Source organism: Streptomyces sp. NPDC091649 (genome assembly GCF_044756785.1).
GTDB lineage: Bacteria > Actinomycetota > Actinomycetes > Streptomycetales > Streptomycetaceae > Streptomyces.
On the sequence record NZ_JBIVTR010000010.1, the window covers coordinates 210,630 to 233,789 of the forward strand.

19 protein-coding genes are annotated in these 23,160 nt (G+C 72.5%); 9 read left to right on the plus strand and 10 right to left on the minus strand.

The window, feature by feature from the left end; genetic code table 11:
* Complete coding sequence (locus ACIQMU_RS19150) at positions 1-1,200, minus strand: sensor histidine kinase (RefSeq protein WP_352240733.1); 1,200 nt, start codon at positions 1,198-1,200, stop codon at positions 1-3.
* A 110-nt stretch (positions 1,201-1,310) separates the two neighbouring features.
* Here ACIQMU_RS19150 and ACIQMU_RS19155 point away from each other — a divergent pair, with 110 nt between their 5' ends.
* Together ACIQMU_RS19155 and ACIQMU_RS19160 are read left to right on the plus strand one after the other, a co-directional pair.
* Positions 1,311-2,390: an ABC transporter permease gene (locus ACIQMU_RS19155; RefSeq protein ID WP_402689265.1), complete on the plus strand. Its 1,080-nt coding sequence runs from the start codon at positions 1,311-1,313 to the stop codon at positions 2,388-2,390.
* Complete coding sequence (locus ACIQMU_RS19160) at positions 2,387-3,067, plus strand: ABC transporter ATP-binding protein (protein ID WP_352240735.1); 681 nt, start codon at positions 2,387-2,389, stop codon at positions 3,065-3,067. Before ACIQMU_RS19155 ends, ACIQMU_RS19160 begins: the two co-directional genes overlap by 4 nt.
* 87 nt (positions 3,068-3,154) lie before the next feature.
* Here the strand turns inward: ACIQMU_RS19160 and ACIQMU_RS19165 are convergent, their stop codons facing one another.
* Positions 3,155-3,958: an IclR family transcriptional regulator gene (locus ACIQMU_RS19165; RefSeq protein ID WP_352240736.1), complete on the minus strand. Its 804-nt coding sequence runs from the start codon at positions 3,956-3,958 to the stop codon at positions 3,155-3,157.
* Between the two features lie 334 nt (positions 3,959-4,292).
* Here ACIQMU_RS19165 and allB point away from each other — a divergent pair, with 334 nt between their 5' ends.
* From allB to ACIQMU_RS19180, 3 genes are all read left to right on the plus strand, one after another.
* Positions 4,293-5,636, plus strand: coding sequence for an allantoinase AllB (gene allB / locus ACIQMU_RS19170; RefSeq protein WP_352240737.1), 1,344 nt, complete (start codon positions 4,293-4,295; stop codon positions 5,634-5,636).
* Positions 5,637-5,661: 25 nt separating this feature from the next.
* The gene (gene alc, locus ACIQMU_RS19175) at positions 5,662-6,792 is read left to right on the plus strand and encodes an allantoicase (RefSeq protein ID WP_352240738.1); all 1,131 of its coding nucleotides are present in this window, start codon (positions 5,662-5,664) and stop codon (positions 6,790-6,792) included.
* A gap of 157 nt (positions 6,793-6,949) precedes the next feature.
* On the plus strand, positions 6,950-7,273 hold the full coding sequence (locus tag ACIQMU_RS19180) for a putative quinol monooxygenase (protein WP_352240739.1): 324 nt from the start codon (positions 6,950-6,952) through the stop codon (positions 7,271-7,273).
* A gap of 105 nt (positions 7,274-7,378) precedes the next feature.
* Here ACIQMU_RS19180 and ACIQMU_RS19185 read toward each other — a convergent pair whose 3' ends face one another.
* The 3 genes from ACIQMU_RS19185 to ACIQMU_RS19195 all read right to left on the minus strand — a co-directional run bounded on the left by ACIQMU_RS19185 (position 7,379) and on the right by ACIQMU_RS19195 (position 12,381).
* Positions 7,379-8,209, minus strand: a complete 831-nt coding sequence (locus ACIQMU_RS19185) for an aldo/keto reductase (RefSeq protein WP_402689266.1) — start codon at positions 8,207-8,209, stop codon at positions 7,379-7,381.
* Between the two features lie 193 nt (positions 8,210-8,402).
* Positions 8,403-9,872 carry an AbfB domain-containing protein gene (locus ACIQMU_RS19190; RefSeq protein ID WP_402689267.1) on the minus strand — a complete coding sequence of 490 codons (1,470 nt, stop codon included), beginning with the start codon at positions 9,870-9,872 and terminating at the stop codon, positions 8,403-8,405.
* Positions 9,873-10,068: 196 nt separating this feature from the next.
* Entirely contained in the window at positions 10,069-12,381 is a 2,313-nt protein-coding gene (locus ACIQMU_RS19195; RefSeq protein ID WP_402689268.1) for a beta-L-arabinofuranosidase domain-containing protein, read from the minus strand.
* Positions 12,382-12,995: 614 nt separating this feature from the next.
* On the opposite strand from ACIQMU_RS19195, the gene ACIQMU_RS19200 reads away from it, so the two are divergent.
* Positions 12,996-13,586 carry a helix-turn-helix domain-containing protein gene (locus ACIQMU_RS19200; RefSeq protein ID WP_352240743.1) on the plus strand — a complete coding sequence of 197 codons (591 nt, stop codon included), beginning with the start codon at positions 12,996-12,998 and terminating at the stop codon, positions 13,584-13,586.
* A 529-nt stretch (positions 13,587-14,115) separates the two neighbouring features.
* Here ACIQMU_RS19200 and ACIQMU_RS19205 read toward each other — a convergent pair.
* Positions 14,116-15,921 carry a flavin-containing monooxygenase gene (locus ACIQMU_RS19205; protein WP_402689269.1) on the minus strand — a complete coding sequence of 602 codons (1,806 nt, stop codon included), beginning with the start codon at positions 15,919-15,921 and terminating at the stop codon, positions 14,116-14,118.
* A gap of 172 nt (positions 15,922-16,093) precedes the next feature.
* On the opposite strand from ACIQMU_RS19205, the gene ACIQMU_RS19210 reads away from it, so the two are divergent.
* Positions 16,094-17,104, plus strand: a complete 1,011-nt coding sequence (locus ACIQMU_RS19210; protein WP_402689270.1) for an SMP-30/gluconolactonase/LRE family protein — start codon at positions 16,094-16,096, stop codon at positions 17,102-17,104.
* Positions 17,105-17,399: 295 nt separating this feature from the next.
* Here the strand turns inward: ACIQMU_RS19210 and ACIQMU_RS19215 are convergent, their stop codons facing one another.
* The 3 genes from ACIQMU_RS19215 to ACIQMU_RS19225 form a co-directional block, all read right to left on the minus strand.
* Positions 17,400-18,179, minus strand: a complete 780-nt coding sequence (locus tag ACIQMU_RS19215; RefSeq protein WP_352240746.1) for an SDR family oxidoreductase — start codon at positions 18,177-18,179, stop codon at positions 17,400-17,402.
* 154 nt (positions 18,180-18,333) lie between these two features.
* Positions 18,334-18,975 (minus strand): TetR/AcrR family transcriptional regulator, encoded by a 642-nt coding sequence (locus ACIQMU_RS19220; RefSeq protein WP_356724631.1) that lies wholly within the window; start codon positions 18,973-18,975, stop codon positions 18,334-18,336.
* A 403-nt stretch (positions 18,976-19,378) separates the two neighbouring features.
* Positions 19,379-19,582, minus strand: coding sequence for a hypothetical protein (locus ACIQMU_RS19225; protein ID WP_402689271.1), 204 nt, complete (start codon positions 19,580-19,582; stop codon positions 19,379-19,381).
* A 145-nt stretch (positions 19,583-19,727) separates the two neighbouring features.
* Between ACIQMU_RS19225 and ACIQMU_RS19230 the strand changes: the two genes are divergently transcribed.
* Together ACIQMU_RS19230 and ACIQMU_RS19235 are read left to right on the plus strand one after the other, a co-directional pair.
* Complete coding sequence (locus ACIQMU_RS19230) at positions 19,728-20,948, plus strand: sensor histidine kinase (RefSeq protein ID WP_402689272.1); 1,221 nt, start codon at positions 19,728-19,730, stop codon at positions 20,946-20,948.
* 148 nt (positions 20,949-21,096) lie between these two features.
* Positions 21,097-21,846 carry a response regulator transcription factor gene (locus ACIQMU_RS19235; RefSeq protein WP_352240750.1) on the plus strand — a complete coding sequence of 250 codons (750 nt, stop codon included), beginning with the start codon at positions 21,097-21,099 and terminating at the stop codon, positions 21,844-21,846.
* Positions 21,847-22,024: 178 nt separating this feature from the next.
* Here ACIQMU_RS19235 and ACIQMU_RS19240 read toward each other — a convergent pair whose 3' ends face one another.
* The gene (locus ACIQMU_RS19240; RefSeq protein WP_352240751.1) at positions 22,025-23,044 is read right to left on the minus strand and encodes a Gfo/Idh/MocA family oxidoreductase; all 1,020 of its coding nucleotides are present in this window, start codon (positions 23,042-23,044) and stop codon (positions 22,025-22,027) included.
* Between the last annotated feature and the right edge of the window lie 116 nt (positions 23,045-23,160).

The following is a 23,160-nucleotide window of genomic DNA, read 5'->3' on the forward strand; positions in this document are numbered from 1 at the left end:
TCACGCGGCGCGCTCCGCTTCCGCGTCGGGCAGCGGCAGGGTGACCGCCACCGCCGTGCCCTGGCCGGGCGCCGACTCCACGCTCAGCGCGCCGCCGAGCGACCCGGCGCGTGCCCGCATCGCCGGCAGCCCGAAGCCACCGTCGCCGCGCTCGTGGACCGGTGCCCCAGACGGGTCGAAGCCCTGTCCGTCGTCCACGACGTCCAGCGACACCGAGGTGTCCATGAAGCTCAGGGTGATCTCCGCCCGTCCGGCCCGCGCATGGCGCACCGTGTTGGCCAGCGCCGACTGCGCGGTCCGCAGCAGCGCCACCTCGTACGGCGTCGGCAGCTCCACCGGGGTGCCGCTGACCGCGAACCGTACGGTCAGGTCCGGTGCGGTCGTGCGGGCGCAGAGCCGCTCCAGGGCGGCGGCCAGCGAACCGTGCTCCAGGTCCGGCGGCGTCAGCGCGCGCACGAAGGACCGCGCCTCGGCGAGATTCGCCTGCGCGGCCTCGCGGGCCGCCCGCACATGCGCCGCGGCCGGACCGTCCTCGGGCAGCGAGCGCTCGGCGGCGCGCAGCAGCAGCTGGATGCTCGACAGGCCCTGGGCCAGCGTGTCGTGGATCTCCCGGGCGAGGCGCTCGCGCTCGGCGAGGGTCCCGGCGGCGCGTTCCGCCTCGGCCAGGTCCGCACGGGTGGCGACCAGCTCCACGATCAGCTCCCGCCGCCGTTCGCTCTCGCGGAAGAGGGCGTCGTACCCGAGGACGGTGGCGACGGCGACCGCCGCGCCGATCAGCGGTCCGATGAACGCGCCGGTCGCGATCTCCTGCCGGTGCACGACGAAGCTGGTGATCGCTGCGGCCGCGGTCACCACGACCGCTGGCAGCGCCCAGCGCATCGGCAGGATGTGCAGCTGGAGGAAGTAGAGCGGGAAGGCCACCCACAGGGCGTCCGGCGACAGCACCAGCAGCCCGGCCCACGCCGTGCCGAGAACCGCCAGCCACACCGCCCCCGCCAGGCCCCCGGGCTGTACGGAGGAGGTGAGCGCCCCGGCCGCGTACACGACCGCCGTCAGCGCCGCCACCACCGCGACCGCCGCCGTGTGCGGCGCGTCCGCGCCCACCGCGCGCACCACCACCAGAGCCAGCAGCCCCGTCAGCAGCGCGTGCAGACAGAGCCGCAGGGCTGCCGTGACGTGGGTGTGCGATCGCGAATCCATGGTCCGTCCAGCGTAGCCGCGGCCTCCCCGGACCCGGTCAACCGAAAGGTTGATCCCGGGCCCGTCCGCCGCGCGATGTTTCCCCGCCCGCACCGCACGAGGCTGGAGCCATGTTCGTCGCATGGAGAGACCTTCGCTTCGCCAAGGGCCGGTTCGCCCTCATGGGTTCGGTCGTGGTGCTGATCACGCTGCTCGTGGGCCTGCTGTCCGGCCTGACCGCCGGTCTGGCCCGGGAGAACACCTCGGCCGTCACCGGGCTGGCCGCCGACCACCTGGCCTTCGCCGCGCCCCCCGACGGGCAGTCGGAGTCGTTCGCGGACTCGACCGTCCGGGAGGACGCCTGGCGGGCCTGGGCCGGGCGGCCCGGGGTCGAGGCCGCGCAGCCGGTCGGCATCCGGACCCTGAACGCCACCGTCGGTGAGCGGACCGCCGCCGTGTCGGCCTTCGGCGTCGAACCGGACGGCACTCTCGGGCCGGAGGGGACCGGCCCGGGGCGGGTCGTGCTCTCCGTCGCGGCGGCCGAGGCGCTCGGCGTCACGGCGGGCGACACGGTCGCGCTCGGCCGGACCGAGCACGAGGTCGCCGCCGTCTCCGGGGACGCCTCCTTCAGCCACACCCCCGTCGTCTGGACCGCGCTCGACGACTGGCAGCAGGCGGGCCACGACGGCGCCGGGCCTGCCGAACTGGCGACGGTGATCGCCCTGACCACCTCCGATGGAGTCGACCTCGCGGCGGGGGACGAGGCGGCGGGCACCAGCACGCTCACGCTCGACGACTCCCTCACGGCCATCGGCTCCTACCGGGCGGAGAACGGTTCGCTGCAACTGATGCGCGGCTTCCTCTTCGCCATCTCCGCGCTCGTCATCGGAGCGTTCTTCACCGTCTGGACGATCCAGCGCAGCGGCGACGTCGCCGTGCTGAAGGCGCTCGGCGCGTCGACCGCGTACCTCCTGCGCGACGCCCTCGGCCAGGCCGTGGTCATGCTCGCCCTCGGCACGGGACTGGGCACCGCCCTCGCCGCCGGGGCCGGCGCTCTGATCGGAGGCGGAACCGTGCCGTTCGTCCTGGACGCGGCGACCGTCCTCGTCCCGGCCGCCGTGATGACCGCCCTCGGCGCGCTCGGGGCCGCCCTGTCCATCCGGCGGATCACCGCCGTCGACCCGCTCACCGCACTCGGGAGTGCCCGATGACGCTCACCCTGACCGACGTCACCCTCACCTACCCGGACGGCGAGGGCAGGCTCACCGCCCTGGACCGGGTCTCGCTGGACGTGCCCCCGGGCACGCTCACCGCCGTCGTCGGGCCGTCCGGCTCGGGCAAGTCCAGCCTGCTCGCGGCCGCCGCCACCCTGGTCACCCCGGACTCCGGCGAGGTCGTCGTGGCCGGTACGCGGGCCTCGGGCCTCGGCCGGTCCGGGCGGGCGGCCCTGCGCCGGGAGCACATCGGCATCGTCTTCCAGCAGCCCAGCCTGCTGCCCTCGCTGACCGCGGCCGAACAGCTCCAGGTGATGCGCCACCTGTCCGGCGGGTCCGCCCGCGCCGCCCGCCGCCGGGCCCTGGAGCTGCTGGACGCGGTCGGTCTGGCCGACCGCGCCGACCGGCGGCCGCACCAGCTGTCGGGCGGTCAGCGCCAGCGGGTCAACATCGCCCGTGCCCTGATGAACGAGCCGGCGGTCCTGCTCGTCGACGAGCCGACCAGCGCGCTCGACCACGAACGCGGCGCGGCCGTGCTCGATCTGCTGGTCGCCCTGACCCGGGAGCGCGCCACCGCCACCGTGCTGGTCACGCACGACCGGGCGCACCTGGACCGGATGGACCGCATGGTGACGATGGACGACGGTCGGCTGACGGTCCCGGCGCGGGTCTGACCGGCCCCGCTCGGCCCGGCCGGCCCGGGGTCCCGGCCCGGGGCCGACCCGCGCCGGGAGTCGCACCGGGAACTGCGTCTGCCGGGATCAGCCGCCGTTCGTGCCGCTGCTCGCCAGGGCGTCGGACAGCTCCGTGGCGACCTGCTGGAGGATCGGCACGATCCGCTCCGTGGCCGCCTCCGTCACGCGGCCCGCCGGGCCCGAGATGGAGATCGCGGCCGAGGTGGGGGAGTTCGGCACGGAGACCGCGAGGCACCGCACCCCGATCTCCTGCTCGTTGTCGTCCACCGCGTATCCGGCCCGGCGCACCTGCTCCAGCGCGTCGAGGAAGCCCTCCGGCGTGGTGATCGTCTTCTCCGTGGCGGCCGGCATGCCCGTACGGGCCAGGAGCGCGCGGACCTCGTCGGCGGGGGTGTGCGCGAGGAGCGCCTTGCCCACGCCGGTGGAGTGGGGCAGGACCCGTCGGCCGACCTCGGTGAACATCCGCATGGAGTGCTTGGACGGGACCTGGGCGACGTACACGATCTCGTCCCCGTCCAGCAGCGCCATGTTCGCCGTTTCGCCGGTCTCCTCCACCAGCCGGCTGAGGTAGGGACGGGCCCAGGTGCCCAGCAGCCGGGAGGCGGACTCGCCGAGCCGGATCAGGCGCGGGCCGAGCGCGTAGCGGCGGTTGGGCTGCTGGCGCACGTAGCCGCAGACGACCAGGGTGCGCATCAGCCGGTGGATGGTCGGCAGGGGCAGACCACTGCTCGCGGACAGCTCGCTCAGCCCGACCTCGCCCCCGGCGTCGGCCATCCGTTCCAGCAGGTCGAAGGCCCGCTCGAGGGACTGCACCCCACCGCTGGCACCGGAGGGCTTGGAGTCGGCTGTGCTGGCGTGGGACGGCGGCACGTCAACGGTCCTTTCGAAGCGGAAGGCAAGGCTGCAGCCTACCGGGCGGTTCCCGATCGGCCCACAGCTCCCCGGTCGGCGTCCGTGCCGGTCAGGGCCTGTTTTGTCCGGGTGCCGACAGTCGGTGCGGACGGCTGGACGCCGCTCCTCCTGGCCCATGCTACGTTCCGCACTGCGAAATTCAGCTTTTACTTTGTGGAAACCTCCAGTCGAGTGGCGCGAGCGGTCCGGCGGGTGCCCGCGAGGGGGCGGGGTCTTGACGAGGGCGATTCGCGAGTGAAGACTCCGACGAAGCTTCAACAGTTCGTTGAATTCCTGGAGTGAAGGAGCACGGGTGTCCGGTCCGGACGTGAACCTGATACTGCGCTCGACGCGCGTCGTCACCCCCGAGGGGACCCGCCCGGCGGCGGTCGCCGTCGCGCACGGGACGATCGACGCGGTCCTGCCGTACGACACCGTGACGCCCGCGGGCGTCCGCCTGGAGGACTTCGGTGACGACGTCCTGCTGCCCGGCCTGGTCGACACCCACGTCCATGTGAACGACCCCGGCCGCACCGAGTGGGAAGGCTTCTGGACCGCCACCCGCGCCGCGGCCGCCGGCGGCATCACGACGCTCCTGGACATGCCGCTCAACTCCCTCCCACCGACCACCACCGTCGAGAACCTGCGGACCAAGCAGCAGGTGGCGGCCCCCAAGGCGCACGTCGACACCGGCTTCTGGGGCGGTGCGATCCCGTCCAACGTCAAGGACCTGCGCCCGCTGTACGAGGCCGGGGTCTTCGGCTTCAAGTGCTTCCTGTCGCCCTCGGGGGTCGAGGAGTTCCCGGAGCTGGACCAGGAGCGACTGGCCCGCTCCATGGCGGAGATCGCCGGATTCGGCGGCCTGCTCATCGTGCACGCCGAGGACCCGCACCATCTGGCCGAGGCCCCGCAGCGCTCCGGCCCCGCCTACGCGGACTTCCTCGCCTCCCGCCCGCGCGACGCCGAGAACACCGCGATCGAAGGGCTCATCGCCCACGCCAAGCGGCTGAACGCCCGCGTCCACGTCCTGCATCTCTCCTCCAGCGACGCCCTGCCGCTGATCGCCGCCGCCAAGCGCGAGGGCGTCCGCGTCACCGTCGAGTCCTGTCCGCACTTCCTCACCCTCACCGCGGAGGAAGTCCCGGACGGGGCCACCGAGTTCAAGTGCTGTCCGCCGATCCGCGAAGCCGCCAACCAGGACGCGCTGTGGGCCGGGCTCGCCGACGGGACCATCGACTGCATCGTCTCGGACCACTCGCCGTGCACCACGGACCTCAAGACCCCGGACTTCGCCTCCGCCTGGGGCGGCATCTCCTCCCTCCAGCTCGGCCTGCCCGCCATCTGGACCGAGGCCCGCAAGCGCGGTCACTCCCTCGACGACGTCGCCCGCTGGATGTCCGCCGCCCCCGCCGAACTCGCCGGACTGACCCGCAAGGGCGCCATCGAGGCCGGACGCGACGCCGACTTCGCGGTCCTCGCCCCCGAGGCGGCCTTCACCGTCGACCCCGCCGAGCTGTTCCACCGCAACCAGGTCACCGCCTACGCCGGGAAGACCCTGCACGGCGTGGTCCGCTCCAGCTGGCTGCGCGGTGTCCGCATCGCCTCCGACGGCGTCCTCGCCGAGCCCGCCGGCCGCCTCCTCGTACGCGACCACTGACCGTGCCCGAAGGGAACTCCCGACCATGACGGACACCGCGACACCCCCGATACCTCGCTTCACCGGCGACGCGAACCCCTACGCGGGCGGCGACCCGTACGCCGATCACCGCTCCGCCGACTTTCCCTTCGCCCACCTCGTCGACCTGGCCGACCGGCGCCTGGGGGCCGGGGTCATCGCCGCCAACGACGAGTTCTTCGCCGAGCGCGAGAACCTCCTGAAGCCCGGGCCCGCCGTCTTCGATCCGGAGCACTTCGGGCACAAGGGCAAGATCATGGACGGCTGGGAGACCCGCCGCCGACGCGGTGTCAGCGCCGCCGAACCGCACCCCACCGCCGACGACCACGACTGGGCCCTCGTCCGGCTCGGCGCGCCGGGCGTCATCCGGGGCATCGTCCTGGACACCGCCCACTTCCGCGGCAACTACCCGCAGGCGATCTCCGTCGAGGCGGTGTCGCTTCCCGGCGCCCCGTCCCCCGAGGACCTCCTCGCCCCCGACGTGAAGTGGACGACGCTCGTCCCCCGCACGGCGGTCGGCGGCCACGCGGCCAACGGGTTCGCCGTCGACGCCGAGCGGCGCTTCACCCACCTGAGGGTCAACCAGCACCCGGACGGCGGCATCGCCCGGCTGCGCGTGTACGGCGAGGTCGCCCCCGACCCCGCCTGGCTCGGCGCGCTCGGCACGTTCGACCTCGTGGCCCTGGAGAACGGCGGCCAGGTCGAGGACGCCTCCGACCGCTTCTACTCCCCGGCCACCCACACCATCCAGCCGGGCCGCTCGCGCAAGATGGACGACGGCTGGGAGACCCGCCGCCGGCGCGACCGGGGCAACGACTGGATCAGCTACCGCCTCGCCGCGCAGTCGGGCATCCGGGCCGTCGAGATCGACACCGCCTACCTCAAGGGCAACTCCGCGGGCTGGGCGAGCCTGTCGGTACGGGACGGTGAGGGCGGTGAGTGGACGGAGATCCTGCCCCGGACCCGGCTCCAGCCGGACACCGACCACCGCTTCGTTCTGGACGGCGCCGCCCGGGCCACGCACGTACGGATCGACATCTTCCCGGACGGAGGCATCTCCCGCCTCCGGCTGTTCGGATCGCTCACCGACGCGGGCGCCGCCGCCCTGGCGGCCCGTCACCGGGAACTCGGAGGCTGAACCCGGCGGGCCGGAACCGGCGCACCGCGGTCGCAGGGGGCTCGCGGTGTGCCCGGTCGATCCTGTTACGTGAGGGTGTGTCACCCTGGTCGGGGTGCGGCGAGCAGGCCCCAGAGGGTGCGGCCGCGCCTTTCCATCGCCTCGACCAGGAGCCCCCATGATCTTCATCGCCGTCAAGTTCACCGCCCTCGACCCCGAGGAATGGCTCGCCCGGCTGGAGGACTTCACCGTCGCCACGCGCGGCGAGCCCGGCAACCTCTTCTTCGACTGGTCCCGCAGCGTCGAGAACCCCAACGAGTTCGTCCTGCTGGAGGCGTTCGCCGACGCCGCGGCGGGGGAGGCGCACGTCAACTCCGACCACTTCAAGGCGGCGATCGCGACGATGTCGGAGCTGGTCGCCGAGGTCCCCGAGATCATCAACGTCGAGGTGGAGGGCACCGGCTGGTCCCGGATGGCGGAGGTCACCCCGCGCAACCGCTGACCGGGGGCCCCGCCGCGGGCGGCAGGGCACCCTGATCCGGCCCGGCCCGGCCCGGCCCGGACGGGACTGCTCCGGCCTGGTTCGTCCTGATCCGGACGAGAGACCCTAGAACTCCTCGTGGGTCTCCGGGTCGCCGCCGAACCGCCGCCGCCGCCCGGACGCGATGGTCGTCAGCTCCTGTGCCGTCAGTTCGAAGCCGAAGAGGTCGAGGTTCTCGCGTTGCCGCCCCGGGTCCGCGGACTTGGGGATCGGCACCGCGCCCAGTTGGGTGTGCCAGCGCAGCACCACCTGGCCGGGGCTCACCCCGTGGTCCTCCGCGATCGCCACGGTCGAGGGGTCCTCCAGCACCTCGCGGCCCCGGGCCAGCGGGCTCCAGCTCTCCGTGACGATGCCCTTCGCCGCGTGCACCGCCCGCAGCTCCTCCTGCGGGAGCAGCGGATGCATCTCGATCTGGTTCACCGAGGGCAGCACGCCCGTCTCCCGCTCCAGCCGCTCCAGGTGCCCGGCGGTGAAGTTGGAGACGCCGATGGAGCGGACGAGGCCGTCCTCCCGGAGCCTGATCATCGCCTTCCAGGTGTCCACGTACTTGTCGATGTTGGGCAGCGGCCAGTGGATGAGGTAGAGGTCGACGTACTCGACGCCGAGGCGGGCCCGCGACTCCTCGAACGAGGCGAGCGTCTCCTCGTACCCCTGGTGCCGGCCGGGCACCTTCGTGGTGATCCGGACCTCCTCACGGGGGACGCCGCTGCGGGCGATGCCCCGGCCGGTGCCGGTCTCGTTGCCGTAGTTGAACGCCGTGTCGACCAGGCGGTAGCCGAGCTGCAGGGCCCCGGCGACGGCCTCCTCGGCCGCCGCGTCGTCCAGCGGGTAGGTGCCGAGTCCCACCGCGGGGAGCTGTGTGCCGTCGTTGAGCGCCTGAACCGGTGTGTCGGACATCTGCTGGTCCCGTCCTCTCCGTCGCCGAGCCGTCGCCCTCCCGTACCGGCCAGACTAGAGGGCTGTCCCGTAATCCCTGGTGATTCGGCGCGCGGCGTCGGATGCGGCGGAGCGCGGCGCGCACCGGGATCTCTGCCGGCGCGCGCCGCGGCGGATCCGGGCCGATGGGTCGCGGACCGGGCCGGTCGGTCCGTCAGCCGGTCAGACGGAAGGTGGCGTCGCGGCGGTCGATGTCCGTGGCGGCCGGGGCGAGCCTGAGCTGGTAGGCGTAGTGCCTGAGATGGCGGTCGGGGTAGTTGTAGGACTGGAACGAGGTCCAGGACGCGTCGGCCAGGCCCGGTACCCGGCGGAAGGCGGCGTCGGCGCGGAAGGCGGCCGTCCCGTCGTCGCGTTCGAGGACGAGGTCGAAGTTCTTGTGCCGGAGGTAGTAGCCGGGGTGGTTGACGGACTGGATGGAGACGTATCCGGAGCCGCCGGCGAGGCCAGGGGACAGGCGGAACTGGGAGTCCTGGAGCGGGCTGACGTTCGCGTCGATGCGGACGTCGAAGTCCTGGTGGCGCACGTACCGGTCGGGGTGGTTGAAGGACTGGATGCGGCTGAGGGGGGTGTTGTCGCCGCCCCACTTGCTCAGGACGCGGGTGCTCTCGGCGGTGGTGAGGGCGAGGACCGAGCCGTGGCGCTTGCGGGTGCCGCCCAGGTCGTAGGCCGGCCCGGCGCGGAAGTTCCGGGTGCTGCCGAGGTTCGTCGAGGTGACGGGCATGTAGCCGCGGCCCGTGGCGTACTGGTCCAGCCACAGCCCCCATTCGTCCCGGCCGTTGAACTTCATCCACATGGGGCCCTCGACGACGTTTCCGCCCGTGGCGCCGTTGGAGATGCCCATGTGGGAGAGGTCGCCGAGCGTCGTCCAGGCGCCCAGGATCGACTGGGACGCCTCGATGGTGATCTGGCCGTCGGCGGAGGCCCGGTAGTACCGGTATCCGCCGGCGTTGTTCGGCGACTCGACGATCTGTGTGTCGATGATCCCCTGGCCGCCGCTCCGCTCGATGTAGACCCGGGGCGCGCTGAAGGTGCGGAGGTCGCGGGTGCGCACGTAGTGGATGCGGTGCTTGGTGACGCCGTCGCGCGGGGAGTTGGTGGCCCAGTAGACGACGTAGTCGCCCGATGCCGGGTCGTGGACGGCTTCCGGCGCCCAGGCGTTGCCGGCGCCCGTGATCGCTCCGGCCACGTTCAGCAGACGGGGCGCCGACCAGGTGACCAGGTCGGTCGACTCCCAGACGACGAGTGACGTGCTGCCCCGGTCGGCGGCGTCCGCCCACGAGGTGCCGGAGGCGATCCGCAGGTCGGTGGCGATGATCCAGTACCGGTCACCCTGGGGGGACCGGATGAGCGCGGGGTCGCGGACGCCGCGGGTGCCGACCGTGGACAACAGCACGGGAGCGCCGTGGTTGAGGTCGGTCCAGTTCAGGCCGTCGCCGCTGTGGGAGAAGTAGATCTGCTCGCCGTTGGCGCTCTCGCCGGTGAAGTGGGCCATCAGGTAGCCGGTGGTGGGGTCCAGTGCGGCGGCCCGCTCCGCGTGCACGACGGTCCAGGAGGTGAACAGCATGGTCAGTGCGGTGAGCAGGATGCCCAGCCGCGTCGCGGCGGTGCGTCCGGTCCGTTTCATGGGGCTCCTGGTCTCGGGGGGCGTTTCATGGGGCTCGTTGTCTCGGGGGGCGGGCGCGGGTGGGGCGGCGGAGCCCGCCGGGCGCCCCGGCTACGCCCGGATCGCCGGGGGCCTCCGCGTCTGGGCGGCCCCGCGGGATCGGCGCGGGGCCGGCCCGGGGCAAGGGGTTCGGCCGGATGGACGTGGAACCTCTGGTTCAGCCGGCGTCCACGATGCGCCAGCGGTTGTCGGCGGTGTCGTCGGCGGCCTGGACGGCGAAGGCTCCGACCGCGCCGGAGTCGCCCGCCATCCCGAGAAGCTTGCCGCTGTGCACATTGCGGATCTTGAAGGTGCCGTCGCCCTGGTCGAGCAGGGTCCACCGGTGGTCGGCCGTGCCGTTGTCCGCCCATTGCAGGACGCTCGCGTGGTCTGCGGTGGACATGTTCAGCACGCCCAGCACCTTGCCGCTGTTGACGTTGCGGAAGCGGACCGCGGCTCCGTCGGTGACCACCTCCCAGTCGTGGTCGGGGGTTCCCGAGTCGTGCCACTGCAGGGCGAGCCCGCCGTCGGAGGTGGACATGTCCTGGATGCCCAGCACCAGGCCGCTGCCCACGTTGACCAGGTGGACGGGGGAGATGCCGCTGGTGTTCCAGTACACGGTGTAGTTGTGCCCGTGGGCGTCGTGGAAGGGGCCCAGGGCGACGGTGGAGCCGCCCGCCGTGGCGGTGAAGGCGAGCGAGGTGTCATCGGTGCGGGCGATCGTGGCGGGGTTCAGTCGGGGGAGCGCCGTGAGGGCGGTGGAGCCGTAGTTCCCGGACAGCACGGTCGGTCCGTACGTGATCGCGGCCACGTCCGGGTTGTCGTTCGCCGGCCGCATGACCAGGCGCATCGGCAGCCGGACGGTGACGGTGTCGCCCGGCGCCCACGCGCGGGACACGGTGGCGTAGGTACCGGGTGCGGTGGCGATGTCCTGGACCACGTTGTTGACGCTGACGGTGGCTCCGGACGTCCAGCCCGGGATGCGGATGCGCAGGGACCACACGCCCGCGGCGGCCCCGGTGATGCGGAGGGTGGTGGTGTCCTCTGCCGGATAAGCGGTGGTCTGGGTGACCGTGATCCCGCGCTGGGACCAGGTGAGCACCGAGGGCACGAACAGGTTGACGGTCAGCGTCGTGCCGGAGTGGAAGTAGACGGAATCCATCAGCCGGGTGTGCATCTCCAGGCCGGTGCCCTGGCAGCACCAGAAGCTGCCGTAGTCGGTGCTCCAGGTCCCCCCGCCCCACGCCGGCCCCACCCCGCGCCGGCTCCCGGGCTTGAGCGGGGTGAAATAGGTGACGTGCCCGTGCGGGTCGGCCGGGTTCTGCTGGCCGATCATCTGGTTGAGCCAGGCCCGTTCGTAGTAGTCGAACAGTGCGGCCCGGTCCGGGGTCACGGCGAACAGGTCACGGGTCAGTTTGAGCATGTTGAAGGTGTTGCAGCTCTCACAGGTGTCCGAGGCCAGGTGGGAGGCGATGCCGTTGGGGGCGCGGAAGTGCTCCGCCTGGCTGTTGCCGCCGATCGCGTAGGTGTGGGCACCGACGCACATGTTCCACGCGTTCGTGGCGATGTCCCGGTACCGGACGGTGCCGGTGGCCTTGTACTCCCGCAGCGCCCCGATCCACTTGGGGACCTGGGTGTTGGCGTGCAGACCGTCCAGCCGGTCGAGGTCGGCGGCCAGCGGCGCGTATACGGCCTCGTGGTCGAACCGGCGCGCGACGGCCAGCCAGCGGGCGTCACCGGTCTGCTGGTAGAGATCGGTCAGCACGTCGTTCATCCCGCCGAATTCGACGCCCAGCATCGCCTGAGTCCGCTCCGTACTCAGCCGCCCGGTACGGGCCTCGACCCACCCCGCCAGGGCGAGCAGCACGTCCCGCGCCTGTGTGCTGCCGAGCAGACGCCACACGTCGAGCAGGCCGGCCAGGGTCTTGTGGACGGTGTAGTAGGGGACATTGCCGTTCGTCAGCTTCCCCTGTTCCAGGGCGGTGAAGTCGGCTTCGGGATATCCGGCGAGATACCCGGCGCTGAACCCGGCGCTCGCGTTGTTCGCCTGGCACTTGGCCAGTTCGGCCACCATGTAGGTGGCCTTGTCGCGGGCGGCGGTGTCCCCGGTCACCGCGTGCAGCTGCGCCCAAGCGGTGAGGAAGTGCCCCTGAACGTGGCTGCGGAAGGGGAAGTCCGGCGCCTCCCAACCTCCCGTGGCCGCCGCGCCTCCGGTTGACATCCTGTGGTTCGCCCGAAAGTTGTAGAGCAGTCGGTCGACATCCACGAAGCGCAGGTAAGCGGCGGTTCGGACCTGATTGTCGAACCACCTGCCGGCCGTCAGCCGGACCTGGCCGAAGTCGAAAGCGTATGCGGAGACGCCGATATCGGCGCGAACCGGAGGTATGGCCGCACGTGACGGGGAAGCGCCGAGCGCCGGACCGACCGCGGTGGCCACAGCGGACACTCCGGCGAGCTGCAGAAGGCGCCGTCTGCTCAAAGCCTGTGACATGAGTGCACCTGTTCCTTGATCGGGAAACGACCGACGAGTACGCAACCCCTGGACGGGAGGAATCCAGAGGAATTCGTGGGAAGGCGTGGGGGTCCGTGCGTGCGGACAGCTCTGAGACATGCTGAAGCAGGGCGCTGAGACGGCGTAGATATGTGTGTTCTATGCGAACACAGCGATTGTGAGCGCTGACAAACGTTGAGGGCAAGAGGCGTGCAGCATGCTGTCTCGGGCCCTGGCGCGCGGTGGTAGTCGCAATCTCCTGCGAGATCAGTGAGGTGTTCGCGTCGCAGGAAGGGCCCTAAAGTAGGGGTATAGGGCTAGAAAATATAGGAAACCCAGGTGTTCATCTCGCCATTTTGACCATCTCGAGGATTGCTCCAGGCATGTGACAAATGCCCTTGTTATCGCTCACAAGTGAGACGGTCGGGTTGGGTGTCTTGACCCTTGAGGAGGAATGGGGATTCTGTGCGGGGCGGGCCGGGTTGCGGTGGGGCGGCCCGTCCGGAACAAGGCGACTCCACGTCCCCCGCCCCATGCTCGAATCAACGAGCTGAACCCACCAGCTGAACCCGCATGGGACACGGTCGTAGGGGCCGGGGCGTTACCCTCGCGGGGTGACGCAGCGACCCATGTCCGACGCACGGAGGCCCGCGAGCGGCGGTCCCAGGGCTGCCGCTCGCAACCGGGCCGCGCTCATCGCCGCAGCCCGGGAGGTCTACGCGGAGCAAGGGCTGGACGCACCGCTGTCCGCGATCGCGCGTCGGGCCGGGGTCGGCCAGGGCGTGCTCTACCGGCACTTCCCCGGCCGGGCCGCCGTGGCGACCGCGGTGCTGGAGGAGAACGTCCGGCAGATCGAGGAAGCGGCGACGCGCACCTCGGGCCTGGCCGGAGTCCTGGGCGTGGTGACCTGGCACCTGACGGAGTCGGCGGCCTTCATCAGCGTCCTCCATACCGATGGGAAGGCCAACGCCTCCGAGGCACCCGCGTACGCTCTGGCACTGTCCCGGCGGGTCGAACGGGCCCTGCGCTCACAGCTGCCTCCCGACCACCCGCTCGCCGCCGAGCCGGACGATCTGATGATCGCCATCGGCATGATCTCGGGGGCCGTCACCGGCCCCACCCGTGAGCACCGGGAACGCCGGGCTCGGGCAGCCTGGCGGTTGCTCGGCGTCGAGGTGGGACCGGTGCGGCCCTTCGAGGAGTGAGCCTCCCGGGGGCGACGGTCACGGCAGGGTCGGGTGAGGCCGGCCACCACGACGGCCAGAGCGGTGCGCACGGTTGCCGCGGTACCGGCCCGGGCCGTCAGGGGGCTGGGTTCGGGGTCTGCCCCTCGGAAGGCGTGATGCCCGACCGCAGCTCGTGGAGCGGCGTTGAGCATGGCAGCCCAGAGAGCCGGACGTATGCCGTCCGAGGGCATGGGCTCGCTCGGCGAGAGCTCGACGCGAACGCGGGCTCCGCTTCGTCGCGGGCCTGCGGCCAGACCGCGCGCAGTCCGGGTTCGGTGCGGGAGAGGCGGTCGTCTGACACGGCCGCGCCCATCGCCATCCGGCCCAGGGGTGCACGCCTTCGCACGGGGCGGGCGCGGCAATCGCGTCTTCGTATGCACAGGGAGCGGCATGCGCACGGTGAACGGCGTTGCTCCTGGATCGACTTCCGGCACCGGTCACCGGTCACCGGTGAAGGCTCACGCCGAACCGCGGGCACGCCCGCCTGCGGACAGTGCGAGGCGCTCCCCTACGGCTGCGGAGATCTCTTGACCCGCAGCACTTCGTCCATGGAATCCTCGCGCCACTGCTTCAACAGTTCGTGGAAGGCGAAGGCGCCGTGAGGATAGGCGATCGGGCCGTTCGGCCGGCCGCGTCCCTCGGCGTTGTAGTAGCCCGGGGTGCACTCGGCATGGAACCACTCGTGGTCGGGGGCGTCCTGGGCGCACACGGCGATCCAGGCGTCCTCGGCCTCGCGGGACGGTTCGAGCACCGCACCCCGGGCTTCCGCGCCGGTGACGAGTGCCGCGGCGTGGACGGCGTGTTCGTCCAGGACGTGGGTGTAGTTGACGCTGCTGGCGCTCTGCACCCCGCCCATCTGGATGAGGTTGGGGAAGCCGTGGCTGAGGAAGCCGTGCAGCGTGCGCGGCCCCCGCTGCCGCCACGCGTCCAGGAGGTGGACGCCGTCCCTGCCGCGGACGGGCAGCCGGCCCGAGTGGACGCCGGAGGCGCCGACGGCGAAGCCGGTGGCGAAGATCAGGCAGTCCAGTTCGTACTCGGTGTCGCCGACGACGACGCCGTGCTCGGTCATCCGCTCGATGCCGTGGGTCTCGGCGGTGTCGACGAGGGTCACATTGTCCCGGTTGAACGCCTGGAGGTACAGGTCGGAGAAGGTCGGGCGCTTGCAGGCGTAGCGGTACCAGGGCTTCAGCTTCTCCGCCGTCCCGGGGTCGGTGACGATCTGGTCGACGCGGGCGCGGATCTCGTTCATCTTGGTGGCGTCCATGGCCTCGTAGGCCGCTTCGAACGCCTCCCGGTCGCCTCGGCGGCGGAAACTCGGCAGCAGCTTCTCCAGCAGGGCGGCCGACGAGGTCCAGCCGTCCGCCACCACGTCCACGTCGACCTTTTCGCCGGAGACGAGGCGCAGGAAGTCGTCACGGCGTTCGGTCGCCCAGCCCGGGCGGTCGGCGTCCACGTCCCGGGCGGTGGTACGGCGGTTGGCGCGTACGTCCACCGTGGAGGGAGTGCGCTGGAAGACGTAGAGGTGCCCGGCGTCCTCGCCGAGCTTCGGGACGACCTGGATACCGGTGGCGCCAGTGCCCACGACGCCCACACGTTTGTCCGCGAGGCCGGTCTGGCCGCCGGCCGGTGTGCCGCCGGTGTAGCCGTAGTCCCAGCGCGAGGTGTGGAAGGTGTGGCCCCTGAACTTCTCGATGCCGGGAATGCCGGGCAGCTTCAGTTCGGACAAGGTGCCTGTGGCCGTGACGGCATATGTGGCTCGGAACTCGTCACCCCGGTCGGTCGTCACGATCCAGGTGTCACTCGTCCCGTCCCAGACGAGGGAGGCGACGGACGTCGAGAAGAGGGCATCCGCGTAGAGGCCGAACTTCTCGGCAATGCGTACCGCGTGGCGGCGGATCTCCTCGCCGGGTGCGTACTTCCACTCGGGTAGGTACCCGGTCTCGTCGAGCATCGGCAGGTATACGTGGGACTCGATGTCGCAGTGGACGCCCGGGTAACGGTTCCAGTACCACGTCCCCCCGAAGTCGCCGCCCGTCTCGATCACGCGGACGCGCTCGACCCCCTGCTGTCGCAGCCGGGCGCCTGCGAGGATGCCGCCGAAGCCGCCCCCGACGACCGCGACGTCCACACGGTCCCGTATCGGCTCGCGTTCGGCCGCCTCCGTGTAAGGGTCGGCGGCGTAGTAGCCGAACTCGGCACTGGCGCCGAGGTATTGCCGAGTTCCGTCGGGTCGTACGCGCCGCTCCCGTTCGATTCGATAGCGCTCCCTGAGCTCGACGAGTGCCTGGGGGGTCGGCTCTGGTGAATGGGCCATGTGCGGGGCCTCGTTCCTTCCGGTTCGCAGCGCGGAAGCCACTCGGCACATGAACTGGCGCCCACGGCATGAGACTTGAGTGGCCGTCCGTTACCGTAGCAACAACCGGACAGCGTTGTCCGGTTGGCGTGGGGTTGCTTCCGTTTGCTTTCGGACAGAAAGAATGATTCGCATGCGCCGACGCGCGTTCAGGATTTTCACCGCTCTGTGCGGCCTCATGGCCCTGAGCGGGTGCGGCACCCAGACCGGAGTCCCCCCGGCAGCCCCTCAGGACGGGCACGGGACCATCCGCGCCCAGCAGGTCATGCGGCTGACGGAGGTGCACGCCCGGACCGGGATGACCCTCTTGGAGGGGCCGGTCTTCGACGAGAAGGGCAGGCTGCTCGTGGTCGACGTCACCGCGCCGGCCGGCGAACCGAAGGTGCTGCGCGTGGATGTCCGGAAGAAGACGTCGCAGCAGATGCACACCGACGAGCGTGGGACGTACACCTCGGCCCAGTTCAGCCCGTACGACGGGCGGCTCTACCTGACCGACTTCTCCCGCGGCGCCATCCTCAGCCTCGCCCCGGACGGCGAAGACGCGCGGACCTTCTTCTCCGGCGAGGTCGACGGCGCACCGATGAACCCCGACGACCTCGCCTTCGACCGGGAGGGCAACCTGTACCTCAGCGACTCACGCGGCATGTCCGAGGGCGAGGCGAAGGGGCGCGTGGTGCGGATCGACCGCACAGGGAGGGACGTCGCCGTCCTGGCCGACGGCCTTTCCGCGCCGAACGGCATCTCCTTCGACGCGGAATACCGCGGACTGTGGTTCAGCGAACTGACGCAGAACCGCATCTCCTACCTCCTCCTGGACAAGAAGGGCTCCGTGGCCTCGCGGCACACCGCCGTCCGGGTCGACGGCGGGATCGCCCAGACCGACTCGATCGCGGTGGACGCGGACGGCAACCTCTATCAGGGGTTGCACGGTCGGCCCGCCATGGAGGTGTACAGCAAGCACGGTGAACACCTGGCGACCGTGGAGGTCCCGGCCCGTGACGCCCATGCGCTGGAGTCGGCGACCAACGTGGCCATCGCGCCCGGGAGCACGCGGGCGTACATGACCGTCAGCGGGCCGGGCGGGGGCTACCTGTACACCTTCGACGCGCCGGCGGAGGGCATCCGCCAGTCCAACGGCGGCTGATCCAGTCGTCCCTTCACCTGGCCGCGCAGTCTCGCCCCGGCGCGCGGCAGCGCCAGGCCGACCGTTCCCGGTGCTTCGGGGCGGACCTGCGGCGGCACCGGAAACCGTCGCGACGGCGGTCACCGGATCGTCGGGACGTGCGGCGAGTCGGTGGCCGTCCGGCAGGCGTGTCCGTACAGGCCCGCCAGTTGCTGCTCGTCAGGGGCGCGGCGGGCCCGGGGCGGGCAGCCGGGGGAGCGCCGCCCGGGAGGTCCGGCGGCGGGCCGGTGAGCGCTCCCGGGCGGTGCCGCCGCTCTCAGGCCGCGTGGCCGCCGTCCACGACGACCTCCGTCCCGGTGATGTAGCCGGCCTCCGCACCGGCGAGGTACGCGACGAGCGAGGCGACCTCCTCCGCCGTGCCGAAGCGGCCCAGTGCGGTCGCCGCACGCTGGCCCTCGGCGAAGGGCCCGTCGGCCGGGTTGAGGTCGGTGTCCACGGGGCCGGGCTGGATCAGGTTCACCGTGATGCCGCGCGGCCCCAGCTCCCGGGCGAGCGGCTTGGTCAACCCGGCCAGGGCGGACTTGCTGAGCCCGTAGAGGGTGGAGCCGCCTCCGCCCGCGTACCGGCTCAGGGCCGTGCCCACGGAGATGACGCGGCCCCCGTCGGCCAGCCGCTCCGCCCCCGCCCGGCAGGCGAGGAAGACCGCCCGCACGTTCACCGCCAGCGTCCGGTCCACCTCCGGCCCGGCGAGCGCGGCAATCGGGCCGAGGACGCCGATGCCCGCGTTGTTGACCAGGATGTCGAGCCGCCCGAACGCGTCCGCCGCCCGGTGCACCGCCTCCGCCGCGGCATCGGGATCCGCCGCGTCGCAGCGCAGGGCGACGCCCCGGCGGCCGAAGCCCTCGATCTTCGCGACGACCGCACGGGCCGCCGCCTCGTCCCGCACATAGGTGATGGCGACGTCCGCGCCGTCCTGGGCGAGGCGCAGCGCGGTCGCGGCGCCGATGCCCCGGCTGCCACCGGTGACCAGGGCGGCGCGGGGCGGCAGGCCCACGGGGGCGGTGGTGACTCGGGCGGTGGAAGGGGTGCTGGACATGGCTGATTCCTCGCTGCTGGGGGCTGCCGTCGCTCCGACGGCAACCCCCAGCAAACGCGTGCCGGAGCCCGCGTACCGGCGGGAATCGGACGCCTACGGACGCGCCCGCCCCCACGGCCGCCGACCCCGCCGGCGCGGCCCGGACGAAGTGCCCCTACCGCGGAGGCAGCAGCGCGGGGTCCGTCGCCGCCGCCCGCAGCCGGACCAGGATGGCCCGGGCCGCCTTGTCGTAACCGAGGTTGTTGTTCTGGAGCACCGACTCGGCGTTGGCCAGTTCCAGCAGGGCGATCACCTCGAAGGCCAGCTGGCAGACGTCGGTGTCCCCGGCCAGCTCCCCGGCGGACCTGGCCTCCTCGATCGTCTGCTCGACGAAGGTGACCCAGCCCGTCTGCGCGGACGCCAGGGCGTCGTGCACCCTGCCGCCCCGGGCGTCGAACTCGGCGGTGGCGGCGTAGAAGAAGCAGCCGCCCCGGAACACACGCTCACGGGAGTACGCGATCCATGCCTCGCACAGCCGCCAGACCCGCCCGAGCCCCGGGGGCACCGACCGGGTGGGGCGCAGCACATGGTCGACGTATATGGCCACCGCGCCCCGCACGGTGGCCAGCTGGAGCCCTTCCTTCGAGCCGAAGAGGGCGAACACCCCGCTCTTGCTCAGCCCCAGCTCGGTGGCCAGCCGTCCCAGGGACAGGCCCTCCAGCCCTTCGACCGAGGCGATCTGCACCGCCCGCCCCAGAATCAGCTGCCGGGTCTGGTTCCCCCGCTCGACCCGCCCGTCCGCTCTTACCGCCGCCATGTGACCACTCCGTGTCTCAGAGTTATCGAGGCGTCAGTCTAGGGAGCGGCGGCGTGGCCGGCGGACCCTCCGCCGCCCGGGCGAACGGCCCGACCGCCTCTGACCACGGGTGATGCCCGCGAACGATCCGACTGTGGGGACAGGTGTTCCTTTCCTCGGAGGCCGGCGGGCGGCGTGAACCTCCGTGTGCGGACCGCGGAGGCCGCCCCGGTGCCTCCGTGGAGTGCCGGCGGCGGGATCGCGCCGGGTGACGGCGGGGCCGGTGAGCGAGCGGGAGAGCCGCCACGGTGTGATGACCGCCGCCACGGTGTGATGACCGCCGCCGTCACGTGGTGACCGCCGCCGGTGCGTCGCGACCGCCGCCGGTGCGTCGCGACCGTGGCCAGCGGGTCCTGGCGGCCCCTCAGGTCTTGATCGCGTCCGCGGCGATCATCACGGCGGCCCCCGTCACGATCAGCACGATGCTGACGAACAGCCCGTGCTCGCTGAGGAAGTCGATCCTCCGCACCATGGTCCACAGCCGGAACCAGCCCGTCCACTCGTACAGCAGCCCGCCGACGCCCTGGATGAAGACCAGGAACCCGATCGTCTCGACGATTTTCTTCATGGGCCGAGCCTCGCTCCCGCCGCGCATCCGCCGCGTCGGCCACCGGTCCCGCGCACCGCGCCGAAAGTAGCCGGTTGCGCGACTTTGGTCGCTCCCTCGCCGCTCAGGGCTCCTCCGGCCGGCCCGGTTGCGTAACTTTGTCGATATGACGCGCACCGAGTACCGCTGGCTGCTCCCTTCGGCGATGGCCGATCCCGAGCTGCCCGGCGACCGGGCCCGGACGCGGCGGACCGTACGGGACTGGGCCGTCGACATCACGGCCTTCCTCTGCGCCGCGGGGTTCGGGCTGCTGGTCCTCGCCGCGATCGAGGCCGACGGCACCACGGCGGACGCCGTCGTGTTCGTGGACTCGGTGGTCGGGGCCGCGGCCTGCTGCGCTCTCTGGTTCCGGCGGCGCTGGCCGGCCGGAATCGCCGTCGTGCTGAGCGTCGTCTGCATCGTCGAACCCGTGGCCGCGGGCGCGCTGATGGTGGCCCTCTTCAGCCTGGCCGTCCACCGCCCCTTCAAGCCCGTGGCGGTCATCGGCGCGGGCGCGCTGGCCGTCACGCCCCTCCAGCCCTACCTGCGCCCGGACCCGGCGACCTCCTACGTGGCCTCGACCATCATCGGGGTCCTCCTGGTGCTGCTGGTGCTCAGCTGGGGCATGGTCGTACGCTCCCGGCGCCAGCTCGTCCTCACCCTCCGGGAACGGGCCCGCCGCGCCGAGGCCGAGGCGGAGCTGCGCGCCGAACAGGCCCAGCGGCTGGCCCGCGAGTCCATCGCCCGCGAGATGCACGACGTCCTCGCCCACCGGCTGACCCTGCTCAGCGTGCATGCCGGAGCCCTCGAATTCCGGCCCGACGCCCCCGCCGCCGAGGTGGGCCGGGCCGCCGGCGTCATCCGGGACAGCGCGCACGAAGCCCTCCAGGACCTGCGCGAGATCATCGGCGTCCTGCGCGGGCCCGGCGACGCCGACGAGGGGGACCGGCCGCAGCCCACCCTGGCCACCCTGGACGCGCTCATCGCCGAGTCCCGGCTCGCGGGCATGAAGGTCGTCGTGGACAACCGGGTCGCCGACCCCCAGGACGCCCCCGCCGCCACCGGCCGCACGGTCTACCGGATCGCACAGGAGTGCCTGACCAACGCCCGCAAGCACGCGCCCGGCGCCGAGGTCTCCGTCACCGTGACGGGCGGCCCCGGCGAAGGGCTCACCATCGAGGTGGAGAACCCCGCACCCACCGAGCCCTTCGAACGGGTCCCCGGCTCCGGCCAGGGGCTCATCGGCCTCGCCGAGCGTGCCACCCTCGCCGGCGGCGCACTGGAGCACGGCCCGACGGGGAACGGCGGCTTCGCCGTCCGGGCCCGGCTGCCGTGGTCCGCCGCGTGACGGCCGGGGGCGTGGCGCCGGGGCGGCGGTGCTGCCGCGCGACGTCGGCCGGCCGGCCGCTCCGCCGCCGCCCGTCCCCGCGCCGGATGCCCCGCCGCCCCCTGCCCGCCGTGCGGGAGCGGGGAGCCGCATGGCTACGGTGGCCCGCATGAACACCCCGGCGTCCCCGACACCCCCGGCGTCCGACGAGCCCACGCCCGGCCGGCCCGTCCGGCTGCTGATCGTCGACGACGACCCGTTGGTCCGCGCCGGACTGACCCTGATGCTCGGCGGCGACGAGGGCATCGACATCGTCGGGGAGGGCGCGGACGGCGACGAGGCCGAGGAACTGGTCGAACGCCTGCGTCCCGACGTCGTCCTGATGGACATTCGGATGCCGGTCATGGACGGACTCACCGCGACCGAGCGGCTGCGCCGCCGGCCCGGGGCTCCCGAGGTCGTCGTCCTCACCACCTTCCACGCGGACGAACAGGTCCTCCGGGCGATTCGCGCCGGGGCGGCCGGCTTCGTCCTGAAGGACACCCCGCCGGCCCGGATCGTCGATTCGGTCCGCCGGGTCGCCGCGGGAGACCCGGTGCTCTCGCCGGCCGTCACCCGTCAGTTGATGGCCCGTGCCGCAGGTGACGGGCACGACGGCCGGGCCGGCCGTGCCGAGCGCGCCCGCAGCCGTTTCGGGCAGCTGGCCGAGCGGGAGAAGGAGGTCGCCGTCGCGGTCGGACGCGGCGGCTCCAACGCGCAGATCGCGGGCTCCCTCCACCTCAGCGTCGCGACCGTCAAGACCCACGTCTCACGCATTCTCGCCAGGCTCGACCTCAACAACCGCGTGCAGATCGCGCTGCTGGTCCATGACGCGGGTCTCCTCGACACGGACCGGGACGACGGGAACGACCTGCGCTGACCGGGGCTCGCGGGAGCGCAGCGGCTGTCCGAAAACCGGCGGCCGGGGCCAGCCGGCCGACGGGGACCAGCCGGCCGGAGCGGACCAACCGGCCGGCGCGGACGAGCTGACCGGAGCCGGCCGGAGCGAGCGGACCCGGCGGACGAGCCGACCGGAGCGAGCGGCCGACGGCGCCGCTTCAGCCGCCGGGGATCTCCGTCATCGCCACGGGCCGTCGTTCGCGGCGGGAGACCTCGCACGCCTCGGCGATGCGCAGGGCGTGCAGGGCCTCCCGCCCGTCGCACGGATTGGCCAGCTCGCCCCGGACCACGCGCAGGAACGCGTCCAGCTCCGCCTCGTACGCCGGGGCGAACCGTTCCAGGAAGCCCGGCCAGGGCTTCGCCGGGGCGCCGGGGCTCCCCGGCTCGGCCGAGGTCAGCGGCGTACGGTCGTCCAGGCCGACGGCGATCTGGTCCAGCTCGCCGGCCAGCTCCATCCGTACGTCGTACCCGGCGCCGTTGCACCGGGTCGCGGTGGCCGTGGCGAGCGTCCCGTCGTCGAGGGTGAGCAGAGCGGCGGCGGTGTCCACGTCTCCGGCCTCCCGGAACATCGCCGGGCCGGCGTCCGAACCGGTGGCGTACACCTCGCTCACCTCGCGGCCCGTCACCCAGCGCAGGATGTCGAAGTCGTGGACCAGGCAGTCGCGGTACAGCCCGCCGGAGAGCGGGAGATAGGCGGCGGGCGGCGGGGCCGGGTCGGAGGTGGCCGCCCGGACGGTGTGCAGCCGGCCGAGCCGTCCCGCCCGCACGGCGGCCCTGGCCTCGCCGTACCCGGCGTCGAAGCGCCGCATGAACCCGAGCTGGAGGACGCTGCCGGCCGCCTCGGCCTCCGCGAGCGCGGCGAGCGTGCCGGGCAGGTCCAGGGCGATCGGCTTCTCGCAGAAGACGGGCAGCCCGGCGCGGGCGGCCCGCGCGATGAGCCCGGCGTGGGCCGAGGTCGCCGAACAGATCAGCACGGCGTCGGGCGGCCCCCCGGCCTCGCCCTCCCCGGTGAACAGGTCGTCCACCGCGACGGCCGCCGCCCCTGTGCGGGCGGCGGCCCCGGCCGCCCGCACGGGGTCCGCGTCCGCCAGCAGCAGGGCGTCCACGGCGGGGTGACGGCTCAGTACCTTCGCGTGGAAGGCGCCGATCCGTCCCGTTCCGATCAGTCCGATGCGCATGGGCCCCAAGGTGGCGTTCGCCCGGTCGTCATGTCAAGCGTTTGTCCTGACAAAGGGCGGCCGCGTCGACCGGCTGTGCCCGTCGCCCGTCTGCCATGGCTTTGTCCGGACAAGCG

What these genes read in the sequence shown, in the direction of transcription:
- ACIQMU_RS19180 (WP_352240739.1), top strand. Translation starts at nt 6,950, where the DNA reads ATGATCTTCATCGCCGTCAAGTTCACCGCCCTCGACCCCGAGGAATGG.
- ACIQMU_RS19150 (WP_352240733.1), bottom strand. Translation starts at nt 1,200, where the DNA reads ATGGATTCGCGATCGCACACCCACGTCACGGCAGCCCTGCGGCTCTGT.
- ACIQMU_RS19215 (WP_352240746.1), bottom strand. Translation starts at nt 18,179, where the DNA reads ATGTCCAGCACCCCTTCCACCGCCCGAGTCACCACCGCCCCCGTGGGC.
- ACIQMU_RS19225 (WP_402689271.1), bottom strand. Translation starts at nt 19,582, where the DNA reads ATGAAGAAAATCGTCGAGACGATCGGGTTCCTGGTCTTCATCCAGGGC.
- ACIQMU_RS19210 (WP_402689270.1), top strand. Translation starts at nt 16,094, where the DNA reads ATGCGCCGACGCGCGTTCAGGATTTTCACCGCTCTGTGCGGCCTCATG.
- ACIQMU_RS19240 (WP_352240751.1), bottom strand. Translation starts at nt 23,044, where the DNA reads ATGCGCATCGGACTGATCGGAACGGGACGGATCGGCGCCTTCCACGCG.
- ACIQMU_RS19155 (WP_402689265.1), top strand. Translation starts at nt 1,311, where the DNA reads ATGTTCGTCGCATGGAGAGACCTTCGCTTCGCCAAGGGCCGGTTCGCC.
- ACIQMU_RS19195 (WP_402689268.1), bottom strand. Translation starts at nt 12,381, where the DNA reads ATGTCACAGGCTTTGAGCAGACGGCGCCTTCTGCAGCTCGCCGGAGTG.
- ACIQMU_RS19160 (WP_352240735.1), top strand. Translation starts at nt 2,387, where the DNA reads ATGACGCTCACCCTGACCGACGTCACCCTCACCTACCCGGACGGCGAG.
- alc (WP_352240738.1), top strand. Translation starts at nt 5,662, where the DNA reads ATGACGGACACCGCGACACCCCCGATACCTCGCTTCACCGGCGACGCG.
- ACIQMU_RS19205 (WP_402689269.1), bottom strand. Translation starts at nt 15,921, where the DNA reads ATGGCCCATTCACCAGAGCCGACCCCCCAGGCACTCGTCGAGCTCAGG.
- ACIQMU_RS19190 (WP_402689267.1), bottom strand. Translation starts at nt 9,872, where the DNA reads ATGAAACGGACCGGACGCACCGCCGCGACGCGGCTGGGCATCCTGCTC.
- ACIQMU_RS19235 (WP_352240750.1), top strand. Translation starts at nt 21,097, where the DNA reads ATGAACACCCCGGCGTCCCCGACACCCCCGGCGTCCGACGAGCCCACG.
- ACIQMU_RS19185 (WP_402689266.1), bottom strand. Translation starts at nt 8,209, where the DNA reads ATGTCCGACACACCGGTTCAGGCGCTCAACGACGGCACACAGCTCCCC.
- ACIQMU_RS19220 (WP_356724631.1), bottom strand. Translation starts at nt 18,975, where the DNA reads ATGGCGGCGGTAAGAGCGGACGGGCGGGTCGAGCGGGGGAACCAGACC.
- ACIQMU_RS19230 (WP_402689272.1), top strand. Translation starts at nt 19,728, where the DNA reads ATGACGCGCACCGAGTACCGCTGGCTGCTCCCTTCGGCGATGGCCGAT.